Raw genomic sequence first — 18,051 nt, 5'->3', positions numbered from 1 at the left:
GGCCCTCGTACTGGATGTACTTGGGTCGGGGCCCGGTGCGGCGAGAGTGCGTGCATGGCGTCGCGCGGCAGACGGGAGTTTGACGACAGGGCCTAAGGCCCCTCCGGCCGTTCGCGTCGCCGTCCGAAGGGCGGCGACGCGGCGTCAGGTGCGTGCTCTCGCCGTGCAGGGCGTCGCGCGGCGGACGGGAACGGTCGGACAGGCCCCGGACCCCTCGGCGGACGGGCTCGGTGTCGCCTGCGTCCGCCTGGCGGTGGAATCTGCCGCCGACACATCGGGCATTCGGCCGTATCAAGCGGCCATATGACCACACAACATGTCTGATTCAGACATGTCCAAACCTTCTCGGCGTACTCTGCTCCGTACCCCGATCGCCGTCGCCGGTGCGGGATTCCTGGCAGCCTGCACCAGCTCCGGTTCCGAGCCCAGTTCCGGCCCCCAGCACATGAACGGCGGGGAGAAGTTCGTCCCGGCCGGACCCCGGGGGTACGTCAACCCGTCGGATCCGGAAGTCCTGGCCGCCGAGCGGAAACGCGGGTCCGGCCGCGAACGCACCTTCAGCTTCACCGCCGCCGAGGCCAAGCTGGACCTGGGCGGGCGGGCCGTCCGCACATGGGCGTACAACGAGGAGGTACCGGGCCCGCTGGTGCGGGTCACGGCCGGTGACGTGCTCGACCTGACGCTCACCAACCGGCTGTCCGCCACGACCACGCTGCACTCCCACGGGGTGCGGCTGCGCTGCGACATGGACGGCGTGCCGGACCTGACCCAGCGGGCCATCCACCCCGGGTCCGACTTCCGCTACCGCTTCGTCGCCGAGCATCCGGGCACCTACCTGCTCCACTCCCACGTGGGGATGCAGCCCGACCGGGCCCTGTACGCGCCGCTCATCGTCGACGACCCCAAGGAGCCCCTCTCCTACGACAAGGAGTGGGTCGTCGTCCTGGACGACTGGCTCGACGGCGTGGAGGGCTCCACACCCGAGGGCGTCCTGAGCCAGCTCAAGCCCGGCGGCTCCATGGACATGGGGAGCATGGCCATGGGCCCCGGCCACGGCAGCCCGAGCGCTCACCGGCCGGACGCGCACCCGTCGGGGTCCAAGAAGTCCACGGGGAAGTCCACGGGCCCCAACCGGGTGCTGCACGACTCCCACAGCCGCATGCTGCACGGGGAGGGCGGCAGCGTCGCCTACCCGTACTACCTCGTCAACGGGCGCCTGCCCGACAATCCGTCGGTGTTCCGCTGCCGCCCCGGCGACCGGGTGCGGCTGCGCATCATCAACGCCGGTTCCGAGACCGCCTTCCGGGTCGCGCTGGGCGACCACACGATGACCGTCACCCACACCGACGGCTATCCCGTGAAGCACAAGAGGACCGACGCCCTCCTCGTCGGCATGGCCGAGCGGTACGACGTGCTGATCACCGCGAAAGACGGGGTCTTCCCCCTGGTCGCCCTGCCCGAGGGCAAGAAGGGCAGGGCGGTCGCCGTCCTGCGCACCGGCAAGGGCACCAAGAACCTCCCCCCGGCCGACGTCCACCCGGACGAGCTCGACGGCAACACCGTCCCCGCGCGCCGTCTCCTGCCCGACGACTCCGTGGCCCTCGCCGACCGGGACCCCGACCGGGAGCTGCGCATCCGGATCACCGGCACCATGCAGAAGTTCGACTGGGGGTTCGACCACAAGCCCTACACCCCGCAGCAGCGCCACCCCGTCCGCGCCGGCGAGCGGGTGCGGCTCACCCTCATCAACGCCACGGACATGTGGCATCCGATGCATCTGCACGGACACACGTTCTCGTTGACGGGGCTGGATTCCGTGGGGGCGCGCAAGGACACCGCGATGGTGCTGCCGCACCGGAAGCTGGTGATCGACTTCGATGCCGACAATCCGGGGTTGTGGATGCTGCACTGCCACAACCAGTACCACTCGGAGAGCGGCATGATGACGGTGCTCGGTTACAAGAAGTGACGTGGCGGCGGTACTGGAGCACCTCAGCCGGTGCTGTCCAGCTCCTGGTTCCTCAGCAGGAACCACGCCACCGCTGACGCCGCCAGGAGGACCGCCGCTCCCGCCGCCGAGGCCAGGTGGAGGCCGTGGACGAAGCTGTCCCGGGCCGCGTCCAGAAGGGCCTCCGCCTGGTGCGGGGGCAGGTGCGCCGACGCCTCCACCGCCGCGCCCAGGGACTCGTGTGCGCCGGCCGGGGTGCCGGCCGGGCCCGTGAAACCGCGGTAGACGCCGGTCACGACGGAGCCCAGCAGGGCGATGCCCAGGGCGGCGCCCAGTTCGTACGCCGTCTCGGACACCGCCGAGGCCGCGCCCGCCTGGTCCTTGGGGACGCTGGAGAGGATGACGTCGGCGGTCACCGTGAAGGAGAAGCCCGCGCCGACGCCCACGACCAGCAGGGCGGCACCGAGGACCGGGTAGCCGGTGGACTCGCCGAGCGCCGTCAGCGCGGCCAGGGCGACGCCGACCGCGGCCAGGCCGCCGGAGACCACCGCGCGGACCGAGAAGCGCCGGGCGGCCCGGCCCGCGACCAGACCGGCCGTCACCGCGCCCACCGCCGCGGGCAGTTCGGCCAGGCCCGCCTCGAACGGGCGTCGGCCCTGGACGAGTTGCAGGTACTGGGAGAGGAAGAACACCAGGCCCGACATGCCGAGGACGGTCAGCAGGTCGGCGAGGACCGCTCCGCTGAAGCCACGGCGCCGGAACAGCCGCATGTCCAGCAGCGGGACCGGCATGGTCAGCTGGCGGCGGACGAAGCCGTACAGGGCCGCCGCGCCCAGCAGGCCGGTGCCCAGGCTCGTCCCGTCGACGCCGTGGGTGGTGGCCTCCTTGACGGCGTAGACCAGGGCGATCATGCCGACCAGCGACAGCAGGACGCTGCTCAGGTCCCACGGGCCCGGACGGGGGTTGCGGGACTCGGGCAGGGTGCGGATGCCGACCAGGACCAGGACCGCCATCACCGGCAGGTTGATCAGGAAGACCGAGCCCCACCAGAAGTGTTCGAGGAGGAATCCGCCGACGATCGGGCCGACGGCCGTACCGGCGGAGGCGGTCGCGCCCCAGATGCCGACGGCGAGGCTGCGCTCGCGCGCGTCGTGGAAGATGTTGCGGATCAGGGCCAGGGTGGCGGGCATCAGGGTCGCGCCGGCGACGCCGAGCAGCGCCCGGGCCAGGATCATCAGTTCGGGTGTCGTGGCGTAGGCGCCCAGCACGGACAGCGCGCCGAACGCCGTGGCCCCGCCCAGCAGGATCCGCTTGCGGCCGATGCGGTCGCCGAGGCTGCCCATGGAGACCAGCAGACCGGCGATGACGAACGAGTAGACGTCGCCGATCCACAGCAGCTGGGTGCCGGAGGGGTGCAGGTCTTCGCTGATGTAGGGGGTCGCCAGGCCGAGGACGGTGGCGTCGACGGCCACCAGCAGCACGGCCAGGACGAGAACGGAGAGCGCGAGCCAGCGGCCCGGGCGCTTCACCGCCTCGGTCACGTGTGCCGGCCGCAGGGTGCTGGTCATGGTTCCTCTCTTCGCAGAGCGCCGCCGAGCAACAGTTCGGCGATCATGGTCGGGAAGTCCCGGGAGGCCACGCGGCCGTCCAGGGTGGCCCAGGCGCAGGAGGCGATCAGCCCGTACAGCGCCTCGGTGAGCCAGACCGGGCTGAGGTCGATGCGGAACTCGCCGTCGCGCTGTCCGCGCTGGAACAGGGCGCCGATCCGGGCGTCCAGGCGCTGCCAGCCCTCGTTCTGCCGGTCGCCCTCCCACAGTTGGTTCTCGCCGTAGAGGAACGCGAGCAGTCCGGCGGCCGGCTGGATCTCGCGGACGAGCCTGCGGACGGCCTCGGCTGCGGATCCCTCCTCCGGCCGGGCCCGGTCCAGCGCCCCCTCGCACTCCGCGATGCCGAGCTGCTCCAGCGCCCGGACGAGCGCGTCGCGGCCGGCGAAGTGGCGGTGCAGCGTGGCCCGGCTGATCCCGGCGGCCTTGGCGACCTCGTCCATGGTCGCGGTGGATTTGCGGGTCAGCAGGGCGGCTGCGCTGCGCAGCACGTGGTCACGATCGAGGGCCATGAGACAAGAGTAGGCCATATGAGATATCAATGTCTCACAATGGGCGCGACTGTCTCATCGGTGCTGGTCGGGTCTGGACCATACGGCCGGCCGTCGCGCATGACGGCGGAGCGGGTGCTCGTCAGTGCCAGGGCAGCTGTCCGCGTCGCTCCCAGTAGGCGCGCGGGTCCTCCGCCAGCGTGTCGAGGCGGGTCAGCTGGTCCTCGTCGAGGTCGACGGCGGGGGCGTGGAGGTTGGAGACGAGCTGCGGGACGGTCGCGGCGCCGGAGAGGACGACACCGGCCCAGGGCCGGCGCAGGATCCAGGCGAGGGCGACCGCGTCACAGCCCATCCCGGTCGCGGCGGCCACGGCCCTCAGCGCGTCCGGGGCGTGCGGCTCGGCCAGCCGGCCGTTCGCCATGCCCTCCTTGACGATCACGGCGAGCCCGGCGTCGTGCGCCTCGGCGAGGGCGGGCCCGGCCGACGCCTCCAGGGCGTTGTACGTCGACTGCACGGTACGGAAGAGGGGTTCGCCGTCGACCGTCACCGCGAGGGCGGCGCGGATGGCGTCGGCCTGGGCGGGACCGCTGGTGGAGAAGCCGACGGTGAGGCCCTGAGCGGCGGCTTCCGCCAGCCTGGCGTGCAGGTTCCTGTCGGTCAGGGCCGGGCTGTCCGGGGTCACCGAGTGGATCTGGTAGAGGTCGAGCCGGTCGCCGAGCAGGGCGTCGGTCTCGGCGCGCTGCCGTTCGTAGGCGGCGAGGCTGTGGTCCTTGACCTCGTGCCGCTCGGCGTCGGTGGACCAGCCGGCCGTGTAGGTGTAGCCCCACTTGCTGCCGACGACCACGTCGCCGATCCCGGGGTGGGCGTTCAGCCAGTCGGCGAGGAACTCCTCGGAGCGGCCGTAGGAGCGGGCGGCGTCGAAGTAGCGGACGCCCTGGGCGTAGGCGGCGTCGAGGAGTTCGTGGGTACGGGTGCGCAGCGCGTCCACGCTGCGGTCCTCACCGAGGTCCGTGTCGCGGTCGAGGGTGATGTAGCCCGGGCGGCCGACGGCGGCGAGACCGAGTCCCATGTGGGCGGTGGGGGTGGTCGCGGTGGCCAGGCGGCTGAACGGCATGGCGGGCTCCCTGCACGATGAGCGGAGGATCTTGCACCAATCTACCCAGCCGCCTGGGGTTCAGCCCGTGCTGACGCAGCGCGGTACGAAGGCGGGGTCGGCCGGCCCCTTGCGTCCGAGGGCGTTCAGCACCCACTGCTCGACCAGCGGCGACTTGGGCGCCTGGTCGTGCTCGGTGGTGTCGAGCGGGCAGCGGTCCTGGAGCAGCACATTGGTGACGTACGAGTCCGGCCCCTCGAGGAAGGCGCTGGTGTACGGGACCACGACCTCGTCGTGCCGGGTGGCGATGGCCGTGTAGTCGGGGCCGGCCGGGGCCTCCGGGTCGGCGTTGAGGCGCTGGAGGAAGTCCGAGCCGCTGGTCTGGTCGACGCAGGAGGGGCAGACGGTGGCACCGGCGGCGATCGCGAGCGGGTTGGACGTGCCGTGGTTGGAGGGCACGATCCCGACGAGGTCGTCGACCTTGGCGGCGCCGCCGAGGAACTTGACGTAGTAGCGGGGCATCATGCCGCCCTGGCTGTGGCCGACGATGTCGACCTTCCTGGCGCCGGTCGCGCCGAGCACGGCGTTCACGAAGTCGCGCAGCTGGGCCGCCGAGTCCGGGACGGGGGCCGTCTCCAGGTCGCCGTACTCGAAGGAGAAGACGCAGTAGCCGGCGTGCGCGAGCGCGGGCGAGAGGGTCAGCCAGTTCTCGTACGAGGTCTTGAAGGTGCCGTTCACCAGGACGACGGGCTGCGGGTGGGCCGCGTCCGGCTTGCAGGACCAGTCGTTGGCGCCGGGCGGCGGGGTGTCGGCGGCGGAGGCGGGGGCCGTCGGGCCGAGCGCGCACAGCGCGGCCGTCGCGGCGGCGGCGAGGAGGCGGGCGGTTCTTCCGGTGCGTCGGGTGCGGGGTGTGCGCATGACGTCCCTTTCCTGCTGGTGTCGGCGGCTCGGATCGACCGTTGTTCGGCATTGCCGAACGCGGGCTACCGGAATGGTTACTTCCGAGTAGCGAGACGTCAAGGTTTCGGCCAGTGGCTGAAACACGTCCGTTATCGAGTCCGTGATCGAGCGGCCCGGACAGCACGAAGGGCCCGGCCACAGGCCCGGGCCCTTCGAGGAGCGCTGGGAGCGCCATCGCTGTCGACAATGCGCGTCGTCGCCCGAAGGGCGGCGAATTGCCAGACAGGACCTAGGCCTTCTTGGCGTCCGCCCACGCGTGCTGGGCCGCCACGTCCGCCTTCACCTCCGCCAGCTGGACGGCCACCGCGCTCGGTGCCGTACCGCCACGCCCGTTGCGGGAGGCCAGGGCGCCCGGGACGTTGAGGACGGAGCGGACCTCCGGAGTGAGATGCGCGGAGATCTTCGCGAACTGCTCGTCCGTCAGGTCGCCCAGCTCCTTGCCCTCGGCCTCGGCGGCCTTGACGCACTCCCCCGCGACCTCGTGCGCGACGCGGAACGGCACGCCCTGCTTGACCAGCCACTCGGCGATGTCGGTGGCGAGGGAGAAGCCGGCCGGGGCCAGTTCCTCCATGCGCTCGCGGTGGACGGTGAGGGTGGCGATCATGCCGGTGAAGGCGGGAAGCAGCACCTCCAGCTGGTCGCAGGAGTCGAAGACGGGCTCCTTGTCCTCCTGGAGGTCGCGGTTGTAGGCGAGGGGCAGGGCCTTGAGGGTGGCGAGGAGGCCGGTGAGGTTGCCGATCAGGCGGCCGGACTTGCCCCGGGCCAGCTCGGCGATGTCCGGGTTCTTCTTCTGCGGCATGATCGACGAGCCCGTCGAGAACGCGTCGTGCAGCGTGACGAAGGAGAACTCCTTCGTGTTCCAGATGATGATCTCCTCGGCGATCCGGGAGAGGTTCACCCCGATCATCGCGGTGATGAAGGCGAACTCGGCGACGAAGTCCCGGGAGGCCGTTCCGTCGATGGAGTTGCCGGCGCTGCCGTGCTCGAAGCCGAGGTCGCGGGCGACCGCCTCCGGGTCCAGGCCGAGGGAGGAGCCGGCGAGGGCGCCGGAGCCGTACGGCGACACGGCCGTCCGCTCGTCCCACTGGCGCAGCCGCTCGGCGTCCCGGGACAGGGACTGGACGTGGGCCAGGACATGGTGGGCGAAGAGCACCGGCTGGGCGTGCTGGAGGTGGGTGCGGCCGGGCATCGCCACGTCGGGGTGGGCCTCGGCGAGGCCGATCAGGGCGTCCTGGAGGTCGGCGATCAGGCCGCCGATGATCCGGGCGTGGTCGCGCAGGTACATCCGGAACAGGGTGGCGACCTGGTCGTTGCGGGACCGGCCGGCGCGGAGCTTGCCGCCGAGGTCGGGGCCGAGGCGCTCCAGCAGGCCGCGCTCCAGGGCGGTGTGCACGTCCTCGTCGGCGATCGTGCCCGTGAAGGTGCCGGCGGCCACGTCGGCTTCCAGCCGGTCGAGTCCGGCGAGCATGCGCTGGAGCTCGTCCTCGGTGAGGAGTCCCGCCGTGTGCAGCACGCGCGCGTGGGCACGCGAGCCGGCGATGTCGTAGGGGGCGAGCCGCCAGTCGAAGTGGACGGACGCGGACAGCTTCGCCAGGGCCTCGGCCGGACCGTCGGCGAAACGGCCGCCCCAGAGCCGTACGTCACCGCTGTTGCTGCTCACTTGCGTTGCTCCTCGAAGCTGTCGATGTACAGGCTCTTGGTGTGCCACCGCCTCCCCGCCCTTCCAGGCGAGGAGGCGGCTGTCAGGCTGATGCGTGTGAGGTGGACCCGTGCGTGTGACCGGTCTCGGTCACGCCAGGTCCCGCTTGGCCGCGATCTTCGACGACAGGCTGTAGATGTCGATGAAGCCCTTGGCCGCCGACTGGTCGAACGTGTCGCCCGTGTCGTAGGTCGCGAGGTTGAAGTCGTACAGGGACTCCGTCGAGCGCCGGCCGGTGACGACGGCGCGTCCGCCGTGCAGGGTCATCCGGATGTCGCCGGTGACGTGCTGGTTGGCCTCGTTGATGAAGCCGTCCAGGGCGCGCTTGAGCGGGGAGAACCACTGGCCGTCGTAGACCAGTTCGCCCCAGCGCTGCTCGACCTGCCGCTTGTAGCGGGCGAGTTCGCGCTCGACCGTGACGTTCTCCAGCTCCTGGTGGGCGGTGATCAGGGCGATGGCGCCCGGAGCCTCGTACACCTCGCGGGACTTGATGCCGACGAGACGGTCCTCGACCATGTCGATCCGGCCGATGCCCTGGGCGCCGGCGCGCTCGTTGAGCTGCTGGACGGCCTGGAGGACGGTGATGGGCTTGCCGTCGATGGCGACCGGGACGCCCTCCTTGAAGCTGATGACCACCTCGTCGGCCTCGCGCGGGACGGCCGGGTTGGAGGTGTACTCGTAGATGTCCTCGATCGGGGCGTTCCAGATGTCCTCCAGGAAGCCCGTCTCGACCGCGCGCCCGAAGACGTTCTGGTCGATGGAGTACGGGGACTTCTTGGTGGTGGCGATCGGGAGCTGCTTCTCCTCGCAGAAGGCGATCGCCTTGTCCCGGGTCATGGCGTAGTCACGGACCGGGGCGATGCACTTGAGGTCGGGGGCGAGGGCGACGATGCCGGCCTCGAAGCGGACCTGGTCGTTGCCCTTGCCGGTGCAGCCGTGGGCGACCGTGGTGGCGCCGTGCTTCTTGGCGGCGGCGACGAGGTGCTTGACGATCGTCGGCCGGGAGAGGGCGGAGACCAGCGGGTAGCGGTCCATGTAGAGGGCGTTGGCCTTGATCGCCGGGAGGCAGTACTCGTCGGCGAACTCGTCCTTGGCGTCCGCGACCTCGGCCTCGACGGCGCCGCACGCGAGGGCGCGCTTGCGGATGACGTCCAGGTCCTCGCCGCCCTGGCCGACGTCGACCGCAACGGCGATGACCTCGGCGCCCGTCTCCTCGGCGATCCAGCCGATGGCGACGGAGGTGTCCAGACCGCCTGAGTAGGCGAGTACGACGCGCTCGGTCACGGGTTTCTCCTCACAGTGCATTCGCTGACATGCATGAGTATGCAGAACCCTGCATGATTCGTCAATCTCCCCTGGGACTGAACACCTGCAACCGCTTTCTCGTACTTCTCGCCGAACGCAGGCGCCGCGTTCGTCCGACGACGACACTCCCGACCCGAGTGAGGCTTCCGCATGTCCAGGGCTCTTCCGAAGTACAACAAGCGTCGCGTGGCGGTCATCGGCGGCGCCGCCGCCGTGGTGCTGTCCGGCGCGGTGATCGCCGGCTCCGCCCTCGCCGGCACCCCCGCCAGGAGCGACGGCGCGACCGGTGCCCGTACCCTGGCGAGCCCCGGGACGATCACCTGCCCGGACGTCGCCTCGAAGCTGCCCGCCGTCCCCGCCTCCGCGAAGGCCGAGGTCGACCGCAACCTCGCCCTCCTCCAGACCCAGATCCAGGAGGCGAACAAGCGGCTGCGGGACACCGTCGGCCAGGGCGGGCCCAACTTCGTCGGCAACGCGATCCTCGGTCCCCTGAAGGACAAGCGCGTGGCCACCGTCAACCGCATCGCCACGGCGATCGGGCGTACGGCGGCCAAGCCGGCCGGACTGGACGCGCTGGCGCCCTGCACCCTGAACGCGGGCGGCGGCGGGGCGTCCACCGGCGCCGCCCCGAGCGCTCCGGCGACCCAGCAGCCGGGCGCCGGCACGGCGGACGGCGGCGCGGCGGGCGAGGGCGGCGCGGCGGCGGGCGGCGGCGCGGCCGGCGGGAACACCGGGGCCGGGACGATCACCTGCCCGGACGTCGCCTCCCAGCTCCCCGCGATCCCCGCCTCCGCGAAGGCCGAGGTCGACCGCAACCTCGCCCTCCTCCAGACCCAGATCAAGGAGGCCAACACCCGGCTGGCCAACACCGTCGGCCAGGGCGGACCGAACTTCGTCGACAACGCGATCCTCGGCCCGCTGAAGGACAAGCGCGCCTCGACCATCGACCGCATCGCCATCGCCATCGGCCGCGCCTCCGCCAAGCCGACGGGACTGGACTCACTGGCCGCCTGCACCCTCACCCAGTGAGGTGACAGGCAGCCGTGGACGCCCCGTGGGAAGCGCCGGCCGGGGCGGCCACGGCGACCCCCCCGTACGCCCGATCCGGCAATTACTCGGACAGCCGAAGAAATGCCGCCGATACTCGGCAGACATGGGAAAGACCTATGAGCGCATAGACGGCAGGCTGCGCACATTCATCGAGGAGCAGCCCCTCTTCTTCACCGCGACCGCCCCGCTCTCCGGCGACGGCACGGTCAACCTATCCCCCAAGGGCCTCAAGGGCTCCTTCGCCGTGCTCGACGAACTCACGGTCGCCTACCTGGACTTCGCCGGGTCCACCGCCGAGACCGTCGCGCATCTGAGGGAGAACGGGCGGATCACGCTGATGTGGTGCGCCTTCCAGGGCCCGCCGAACATCGTGCGCGTACACGGCCGGGGCGAGCCCGTCTTCCGTGACGACCCGCGCTTCCCGGAACTGCTCGCCCACTTCCCGGACATCGACCCGAGCCTCCACGGGCTGCGCGCGGTCATCGTCGTACGCGCCGAACTGGTGCGGGACAGCTGCGGATACGCCGTCCCCCACATGGCGTACGAGCAGGACCGCGACCTGCACGGAAGGCGCTTCGCCCGCGAGGACGACGCCTCGCTGAGCGCGTACTTCGAGAAGAAGGAGCACATCGCCACTAGCCTGGACGGCCTACCCGGGCTGCCGTTGCCGCTGCCGCCCTCTACCGTCTGAGTCATGCGCCCCGGTGTGGTCCTCGCCCTCGTCTCCGCCTCCGCCCTCGCCCTGCTCGGCGCCGCGCCCGGCCGCGGCCCGGTGCCGCTGCCCGCGGGGATGGCGGACACGGGCGGCGGCAGCCAGCTGATCGTCGCCCAGGCACCGGACACCGGGGCCACGACGGGCACGGTCAGCTGGTGGGACCTGAGGGAGGGCCAGTGGGTCCGGGCCGGCTCCGCTCCAGCCCGGTTCGGGGCGGGCGGGCTGGTCGACGGCGCCACCCGCCGGCAGGGCACGAACACGACACCGACCGGCCTGTACGACCTCCCGTTCGGCTTCGGGATCAAGGCGGCGCCGGCCGGCACCCAGGTCACGTACCGTCCGGTCCGGGAGAGTTCCTGGTGGTGCCAGGACAACGACTCCCGCTCCTACAACCGCTGGGTCGACCCGCTCCCCGCCGACTGCCGCGCCGCCGAGGCCGAGCACCTGGTCGACTACGGCACCCAGTACGCGTACGGCCTCGTCATCGCCTTCAACTACGACCGGCCCGTCCGGGGACGCGGAGCCGGGATCTTCCTGCACGTCAACGGCCGGGCCGCGACGGCCGGTTGCGTGTCGGTGCCGGAGGACGCCATGCGCCGGATCCTCACCTGGACCGACCCGGCGGCGAAGCCGCACATCGCGATCGGCACGGAGCAGGGGGCCACGGCGGTCAGCCGCTACTGAAGCGCGTGGGAGGGGCCCGTCAGGGCGGCACGGGCAGGCGCACCGTGAACGTCGTCGCACCCGGCCGGCTCTCCAGCTCCACGCTTCCCCCGTGCGCCTGCGCCACCGCCGCCACGATCGACAGGCCGAGACCCGCTCCCCCGCCGGAGGCGTCGGCCCGGCGGCGGTGTTCTGCCCGGGTGAAGCGGTGGGCGTCGCCCGGCACCGTCACCGGTTCCTCCGGCAGGTCCAGGGTCTCCGCCCTGCCCCAGCTGCGGCGCGAGGCGCCGGCGGCGCAGAGCGCGGAGACCGACACGGTGTCGGGGGCGACGTACACCAGTGCGGTTACCGGCAGTCACTCCAGTCCGCGCTGGACTCGGCGGGGTTCTGAACGCTCCCGCCGTGCGACACGTATCTGTGGGCCAAGGGTCAAGTCCCCACGGAGGAACCGTGACCACCACGCTCGCAGGCGGACGTGCCGCCCGCCGACAGACGATGCGCCGCATCCGCCCGCGCCGTTCCCCGGCCGTCCCGCTGCTGCTCGCCGTCTGGGCGGGCGCGGTGGCCGTGCTGTGGCTCTGGTGGCACAACACCCCCTCCATCGCCGACGACACCGGCCGCATCCTGGGCGCGGGCCGCATCACCGGCCTGCTGGCCGGCTATCTCATGGCCCTGGTCGTGCTCCAGATGGCGCGCGTCCCGGCGCTGGAGCGGCGGGTCGGCTCCGACCGGGTGGCCCGCTGGCACGCGATGAGCGGCCGGTACACGCTGTGCCTGATCGTCGCCCACGTCTTCCTCACCATGTGGGGATACGCACGCCAGGCCGGCCGGTCGCTCGGCGACATCGTCCAGCAGACGACCGACTCCATCAACCAGCTGCCGGACATGGGCAAGGCCGCCATCGGCACGGGCCTGTTCGTGGTCATCGGGCTGACGTCGATCGGCCCGGTCCGCCGCCGGCTGCCGTACGACGCCTGGTACCACGTCCACCTGCTGACGTACGCGGCGGTGTTCCTGACGTTCTGGCACCAGATCACCACCGGCAACGACTTCGCGGTGGAGCCCACCGCCAAGACCTTCTGGTACGGCCTGTACGGCGCGGTCACCGCGCTGGTGGTCTGGTACCGGATCCTCACCCCGGTCCGGCTGAACCTCCGGCACCGCATGTACGTGGAGGCGGTCATCGAGGAGACGCCGGGCATCGTGTCGGTGCTGATCGGCGGGCGGAAGCTGCACCGGATGGGCGCGGAGGCGGGCCAGTTCTTCCGCTGGCGGTTCCTCGCCCCCGGGATGCGGTTCAGCTCGCACCCGTACTCCCTCTCGGCCGCCCCGCGCCCCGGCATGCTGCGGATCACGGTGAAGGCGATCGGCGACCACAGCGCCCGGCTGCGCGAGCTGGCGCCCGGGACGAAGGTGTGGGCGGAGGGCCCGTACGGCGCGCTCACCGCGCAGCGCCGCAGCCGGGGCAAGGTGCTGCTGGTCGCGGGCGGGGTGGGCATCACGCCGATGCGGGCGCTGTTCGAGACACTGCCCGGCGCCGCCGGTGACATCACGCTCCTGTACCGGGCGAACACCACCCAGGACCTGGCGCTGTGGGACGAGCTGGCGGCCATCGCCGAGGAGCGGGGGGCCCGGCTGATGTACGCGGTGAACAGCCCGGAGGGCGAGCGGCCGGACATCTCCGCGGAGAACCTCCAGCGGAAGATCCCGGACATCGACCGGCACGACGTCTTCATGTGCGGTCCGCCCGGGTTCGCGCAGTCGGTGTACGAGGCACTGCGCGAGGCGGGGGTTCCCGCCCGCCGTATCCACCACGAGTCGTTCGAGATGTGAGCGGAGCTGCGAAGCGATGAGGAAGAGCCACCCCGTGCGGCGGGTCGTGCTGGCCACCGCCGCGACCGTGTCCGGTGTCGTGCTGCTGCTGTCGCTGAAGCCGGCGTCGGATCCGGCCGCCGCGTCGGCGGCGGGCGCGGCCCCGCAGGCGACGGCGGCCGGGCAGGAGTCGCCGCAGGGCGGTGCGCAGGGCGCCGCCCCGGCCGGCTCCGGCACGGTGACCGGTGACGCGGCGCGGACGCAGTACGGGGCCGTGCAGGTACGGCTGACCGTCAGCAACGGCAGGATCACCAAGGCGGAGGCGGTCCAGGCGCCCAAGGGCGGCCTCAGCGACCAGAAGACCCAGCTCGCCGTCCCCCGGCTCAACCAGGAGACGGTCGCGGCCCAGGGCGCGGACATCGACGCCGTCTCCGGGGCGACGTACACGAGCGAGGGCTACAAGAAGTCGTTGCAGTCCGCGCTGGACAGGATGAAGCAGGCCTCGTCCGGTGCCCCGGGTTCCTCCGGCTCCGGCTCGGCGCAGACGCGGACGGTCACCGGGAAGGCCGTGCGGACCCAGTACGGGCCGGTCCAGGTGCGGATCACGGTCGCCGGCGGGAAGATCACCAAGGCGGAGGCGGTCCAGGCGCCCAAGGGCGGCCTCAGCGACCAGAAGACCCAGCTCGCCGTCCCCCGGCTCAACCAGGAAGCCGTGGCGGCGGGAACGGCGGACATCGACGCCGTCTCGGGAGCCACCTACACCAGCACCGGCTACCGGCAGTCCCTCCAGTCGGCCCTGGACCAGGCCGGTGGCTGACACGGTGGCCGAGCCGGCGAAGGCACCCGCCGCGGTGCGTCACGCGGAGGAGGTCATGGGGACGGTCTTCTCCTTCGACGTCCGCGGCGGGCAGCCGGACGCGGTACGGGCGGCGCTCGCCGAGGCCGTCGCCGGGCTGCACCGGGCGGACGCGCTCTTCAGCACGTACCGCGAGGACAGTGAGGTGTCGCGGCTGGCCCGGGGTGAGCTGGACGTCTCGCGGTGTGCTCCCGAGGTGGCGGAGGTGCTGGAGCTGGCGGCCGAGGCGGAGCGGGTGAGCGAGGGGTGGTTCAGCACGCGCTACCGGGGCTCGCTGGACCCCACCGGCATCGTCAAGGGCTGGGCGGCCGAGCGTGCGGCGCGGGCGCTGGCGGCGGTGGCCGGGGTGCGCGGGGTGAGCGTCAACGGGGGCGGGGACGTGCAGTTGCTGGGCGCGCCGGAGCCGCAGCGTTCCTGGCGGGTGGGGGTGGCCGATCCGCTCCGGCCCGGCGGGCTGGCGGCGGTGGTCTCGGCGGCGGGCACAAAGGAGCTGGCGGTGGCGACGTCCGGTACGGCGGAGCGGGGGGCGCACATCGTCGATCCGCGGACGGGTCGTTCCGCGGTGACCGATCTGGTGGCGGTCACGGTGGTGGGGCCGCGTCTGACGTTCGTCGACTGCTGGGCCACGGCCGCGTTCGCGATGGGTTCGCGGGCGGGGCTGGCCTGGCTGGAGTCGCTGCCGGACGTGGAGGCCCTGCTGATCACCGCGGGCGACGAGGTGCGGTGCACCGGGGGGCTGGCGGCACGGCTGGGCTGAGAGCGGCCGGCTCCCGGCGTACCGTCCGCAACATTTTCCCCGGCGACGCCATCCGATTCCCGCCCTGGGACGTATCCCTGGTGAGGCAAGTTCCAGGAGGAGACGACATGGCCATCTTCAGCAGCCTGATGCCCGCGATGCGGGACCGCGACAAGGACACGTCGAGGCACGACAGCTCGCGGCACGGGCACCGTCACGGCCACGGCGACCGCCACACCGGCCACGGCCACCGCCACGGCCACCGCAATGACCACGGCGACCGCCACGACCACGACAAGTACTGATCACGTACGAAGCTGAGCGGACCGGAGGCCCAAGGACCCGGTCCGCTCGGCCGGTGCCCGAGGAACGCGACGAGGAACGCATGCCATGGCGCATGTCCTGCGGCGTCCGCTCTCGACGGGCGGGACCTCCGATGCCGTGGTCGCGCCCGCGCCCCCGCTGTCCCCGCGCCAGGTGTTCCGGCGGTTCTGGCCGTACACCCGCGGCGGCCGGCGCTGGCTCGTGCCCGTCGTCCTGTTCAGCCTGACCGGTCCCGCCGTCGACGCCGCGGAGCTGTGGCTCTTCAAGATCCTGGTGGACGACGTGCTGGTCCCCCGGGACCTGCACCCCTTCCTGTGGATCGCGCCGGCCTATCTGGGCCTGGTCCTGTGCTCCGGCATCCTCGGCTTCGCCGACGACGTGACGTCCACCTGGGTCGGCGAGCGCTTCGTGCTCGCCCTGCGCTCGGATGTGTTCCGGCACGTCCAGGGGCTGTCCCTCGGCTTCTTCGAGCGCCGCAGGCTCGGGGACGTGCTGTCCCGGGTCACGGGCGACGTCGACGCGGTGGAGACGTTCCTGCTCTCGGGCGTGGCGGACGCCCTGTACTACGTCATCCGCCTCGCCGTCTTCCTCGGCCTGCTGTTCTACCTGCGCTGGGACCTGACCGTGCTCGCCCTGGTCATCGTGCCCCTGTTCTGGGGTGCCGCCCGGCACTTCTCGCGGCTGCTCAAGGAGGCGTCGCGGGAGCGCAGGCGCCGCAGCGGCTCGCTCAGCGCGATCGCCGAGGAGTCGCTGGGCAATGTCGTCCTGGTGCAGGCGTACAACCGGCAGGGCTGGGAGGAGCACCGGTTCGAGCGGGAGAACCTGGGCCGGTTCCGGGCGGCGATGGCGTCGGCGCGGATCCGCGCCGTGTACGGACCCGTGGTGGAGATCATCGAGGTGGCCGGCGGTCTCGCGGTGATGGGCCTGGGCACCTGGAAGCTGGCCCAGGGGCAGCTCACGCTGGGCGGACTGCTGGTCTTCCTCGCGCTGATCGGCAAGCTGTACAGCCCCGTCCGCGGCCTGTCCCACCTCGGCACCACCTTCTACGCGGCCTCCGCCTCGGCGGAACGGATCATCGAGCTGCTGGACCAGCGGCCCCAGGTGACCGAGGCCCCGGACGCCCGGCGGACCGGCCGCGCCCGGGGTGACGTGGAGTTCGACGGGGTGTGGTTCCGCTATCCGGGCGGCTCCTCCTGGGCGCTGTCGGACGTGTCCTTCCACGCGGCGCCCGGGGAGACGCTGGCGCTGGTCGGGGCCAGCGGGGCGGGCAAGTCGACGATCGCCAAGCTCCAGCTGCGCTTCTACGACCCCGACCGGGGCGCGGTCCGCCTCGACGGCACCGATCTGCGCCGGCTCTGCCTGTCCGACGTGCGGGAGAGCGTGGCGGTGGTGCTGCAGGAGACGCTCGTCTTCCACGGCACGGTGCGGGACAACATCGCCTACGGGCGGCCGGGCGCCACGGACGCGGACATCGTCGCGGCGGCGCGGGCGGCGGACGCCCACGCGTTCATCGAGCTGCTCCCGGAGGGCTACGACACACTGGTCGGCCAGCGCGGCCGGACCCTCTCCGGCGGACAGTGCCAGCGCCTGGCCATCGCCCGCGCGATGATCCGGGACGCGCCCGTACTGCTCCTGGACGAACCGACGGCCGGGCTCGACCTCCGGTCCGGCCGGCGGATCATGGACCCGCTGCGCCGGCTCATGGCCGGCCGCACGACCGTCGTCATCTCCCACAACCTGCTGACCGTCCGCGACGCCACGCGCATCCTGGTGCTCGACCACGGCCGGATCATCGAGCAGGGCACCCACGACGACCTGCTCGGGCACGACGGCGCCTACGCCCGGCTGCACCGGCTGCACACGGAAGCGGTGCGGTCATGAGCGTCACCGCCGGGGCGGACACCCCGCCCCTGGCCCCCGGCACCGAACCGGTCCCCGGCTACCGGGTCCTGGCGGGACTCACGCGCACCGGCTGGCTCGACGTGTACGACGTCTGGAGCGAGGAACGGCACTGCCGGTGCGTGCTCAAGACCGTGCGCCCCGACCGGCGGGGCGAACGGCGGCTGGGTGAGCGGCTGCTGCGCGAGGGACGGTGGCTGCGGGACTTCACCCATCCCCATCTGGTCCGCGCCTACGACGTCTTCGCCGAACCGGAACCGCTCGTCGTCCTGGAGACGCTGACCGGTGAGACGCTGTCCCACCTGCTGCACCGGCTGCGGCGCCGGCCGTCCGCGGCCGATGTGGCGCGCCTCGGGGCGCAGCTCTGCTCCGCGGTCCACTACCTGCACGGCCGGGGCCTGCTGCACCTGGACCTCAAGCCGTCGAACGTGGTGGTGGACCGCGGTCTGGCGAAGGTGCTGGACCTGAGCGTCGCACGGCCTGCGGGGCCCGCCCCGGCCGGGCTGGGCACCTGCTGCTACCTCGCCCCGGAGCAGGCCCGCGGCGGGATCCTCACGGCCGCCGCCGACGTGTGGGGCATCGGCGTCACCCTGTACGAGGCCGCGTGCGGTGACCTTCCCTTCGAGTGCCGCACCACCGGCGGGACGGGGCACCGACCCTACGCCGGGGACGAGCCCGACGACGGGACCGGCACCGGTGACCCTGGCGACTGGTACCCGCGGCTGGAGCGTGCGGCGCCGCCGATCGCGTCCCGGCGGCGCCTGCCGGCCCCTCTCGCCGCCGCCGTCGACGGCTGTCTGCGCGCCGATCCGGCGGCGCGGCCCACCGTCGCCGCGCTGGCCGCCGCGCTGGAGGCGGCCCTGCCCGTCCCGGCCCAGGGCGGCTGAGCGGACGGT

The 18,051-nt window shown here is 72.3% G+C and carries 16 protein-coding genes and 1 pseudogene; 10 read left to right on the top strand and 7 right to left on the bottom strand.

What is annotated here, in order from left to right; genetic code table 11:
- Nucleotides 1-331: 331 nt before the first annotated feature.
- Nucleotides 332-1,969, top strand: coding sequence for a multicopper oxidase family protein (locus AB0L21_RS20710; protein ID WP_365785528.1), 1,638 nt, complete (start codon nucleotides 332-334; stop codon nucleotides 1,967-1,969).
- A gap of 23 nt (nucleotides 1,970-1,992) precedes the next feature.
- On the opposite strand, the gene AB0L21_RS20705 is transcribed toward AB0L21_RS20710, so the two are convergent.
- The 6 genes from AB0L21_RS20705 to AB0L21_RS20680 form a co-directional block, all read right to left on the bottom strand.
- Nucleotides 1,993-3,516, bottom strand: a complete 1,524-nt coding sequence (locus AB0L21_RS20705; protein ID WP_365785526.1) for an MFS transporter — start codon at nucleotides 3,514-3,516, stop codon at nucleotides 1,993-1,995.
- Nucleotides 3,513-4,064, bottom strand: a complete 552-nt coding sequence (locus tag AB0L21_RS20700) for a helix-turn-helix domain-containing protein (RefSeq protein WP_365704024.1) — start codon at nucleotides 4,062-4,064, stop codon at nucleotides 3,513-3,515. Before AB0L21_RS20700 ends, AB0L21_RS20705 begins: the two co-directional genes overlap by 4 nt.
- Nucleotides 4,065-4,185: 121 nt before the next feature.
- The gene (locus AB0L21_RS20695; RefSeq protein ID WP_365785524.1) at nucleotides 4,186-5,157 is read right to left on the bottom strand and encodes an aldo/keto reductase; all 972 of its coding nucleotides are present in this window, start codon (nucleotides 5,155-5,157) and stop codon (nucleotides 4,186-4,188) included.
- 60 nt (nucleotides 5,158-5,217) lie between these two features.
- A complete protein-coding gene (locus AB0L21_RS20690) occupies nucleotides 5,218-6,054 on the bottom strand; it encodes an alpha/beta fold hydrolase (RefSeq protein WP_365704020.1) in 837 nt (278 codons plus the stop codon).
- 271 nt (nucleotides 6,055-6,325) lie between these two features.
- Nucleotides 6,326-7,756, bottom strand: coding sequence for an argininosuccinate lyase (gene argH / locus AB0L21_RS20685; protein WP_365704018.1), 1,431 nt, complete (start codon nucleotides 7,754-7,756; stop codon nucleotides 6,326-6,328).
- 129 nt (nucleotides 7,757-7,885) lie between these two features.
- The gene (locus tag AB0L21_RS20680; RefSeq protein ID WP_365785522.1) at nucleotides 7,886-9,079 is read right to left on the bottom strand and encodes an argininosuccinate synthase; all 1,194 of its coding nucleotides are present in this window, start codon (nucleotides 9,077-9,079) and stop codon (nucleotides 7,886-7,888) included.
- A 171-nt stretch (nucleotides 9,080-9,250) separates the two neighbouring features.
- Between AB0L21_RS20680 and AB0L21_RS20675 the strand changes: the two genes are divergently transcribed.
- From AB0L21_RS20675 to AB0L21_RS20665, 3 genes are all read left to right on the top strand, one after another.
- Nucleotides 9,251-10,129: a hypothetical protein gene (locus AB0L21_RS20675; RefSeq protein WP_365785520.1), complete on the top strand. Its 879-nt coding sequence runs from the start codon at nucleotides 9,251-9,253 to the stop codon at nucleotides 10,127-10,129.
- A 124-nt stretch (nucleotides 10,130-10,253) separates the two neighbouring features.
- Nucleotides 10,254-10,841, top strand: a complete 588-nt coding sequence (locus AB0L21_RS20670) for a pyridoxamine 5'-phosphate oxidase family protein (RefSeq protein ID WP_365704014.1) — start codon at nucleotides 10,254-10,256, stop codon at nucleotides 10,839-10,841.
- A gap of 3 nt (nucleotides 10,842-10,844) precedes the next feature.
- The gene (locus tag AB0L21_RS20665; protein ID WP_365704012.1) at nucleotides 10,845-11,549 is read left to right on the top strand and encodes a L,D-transpeptidase family protein; all 705 of its coding nucleotides are present in this window, start codon (nucleotides 10,845-10,847) and stop codon (nucleotides 11,547-11,549) included.
- A gap of 19 nt (nucleotides 11,550-11,568) precedes the next feature.
- Here the strand turns inward: AB0L21_RS20665 and AB0L21_RS20660 are convergent.
- Nucleotides 11,569-11,781 (bottom strand): annotated as a pseudogene (locus AB0L21_RS20660) (ATP-binding protein); the annotation flags it as partial.
- A gap of 197 nt (nucleotides 11,782-11,978) precedes the next feature.
- On the opposite strand from AB0L21_RS20660, the gene AB0L21_RS20655 reads away from it, so the two are divergent.
- The 6 genes from AB0L21_RS20655 (at nucleotide 11,979) to AB0L21_RS20630 (ending at nucleotide 18,042) form a co-directional block, all read left to right on the top strand.
- Nucleotides 11,979-13,361, top strand: a complete 1,383-nt coding sequence (locus AB0L21_RS20655) for a ferredoxin reductase family protein (RefSeq protein ID WP_365704010.1) — start codon at nucleotides 11,979-11,981, stop codon at nucleotides 13,359-13,361.
- Between the two features lie 16 nt (nucleotides 13,362-13,377).
- Entirely contained in the window at nucleotides 13,378-14,157 is a 780-nt protein-coding gene (locus tag AB0L21_RS20650) for an FMN-binding protein (protein WP_365785519.1), read from the top strand.
- Nucleotides 14,150-14,953: an FAD:protein FMN transferase gene (locus AB0L21_RS20645; RefSeq protein WP_365785517.1), complete on the top strand. Its 804-nt coding sequence runs from the start codon at nucleotides 14,150-14,152 to the stop codon at nucleotides 14,951-14,953. The genes AB0L21_RS20650 and AB0L21_RS20645 overlap by 8 nt, the downstream gene beginning before the upstream one ends.
- A 107-nt stretch (nucleotides 14,954-15,060) precedes the next feature.
- Nucleotides 15,061-15,237: a hypothetical protein gene (locus AB0L21_RS20640; protein WP_365704004.1), complete on the top strand. Its 177-nt coding sequence runs from the start codon at nucleotides 15,061-15,063 to the stop codon at nucleotides 15,235-15,237.
- A gap of 85 nt (nucleotides 15,238-15,322) precedes the next feature.
- Nucleotides 15,323-17,137, top strand: a complete 1,815-nt coding sequence (locus AB0L21_RS20635) for an ABC transporter ATP-binding protein (protein ID WP_365785515.1) — start codon at nucleotides 15,323-15,325, stop codon at nucleotides 17,135-17,137.
- Complete coding sequence (locus AB0L21_RS20630; RefSeq protein ID WP_365785513.1) at nucleotides 17,134-18,042, top strand: serine/threonine-protein kinase; 909 nt, start codon at nucleotides 17,134-17,136, stop codon at nucleotides 18,040-18,042. Before AB0L21_RS20635 ends, AB0L21_RS20630 begins: the two co-directional genes overlap by 4 nt.
- The last annotated feature ends 9 nt before the right edge of the window (nucleotides 18,043-18,051 follow it).

This window comes from Streptomyces sp. NPDC052721 (assembly GCF_040678315.1).
Lineage (GTDB): Bacteria > Actinomycetota > Actinomycetes > Streptomycetales > Streptomycetaceae > Streptomyces.
The sequence above is the reverse complement of the archived record's forward strand: the minus strand, read 5'-3'. Positions and strand labels throughout refer to the sequence as shown.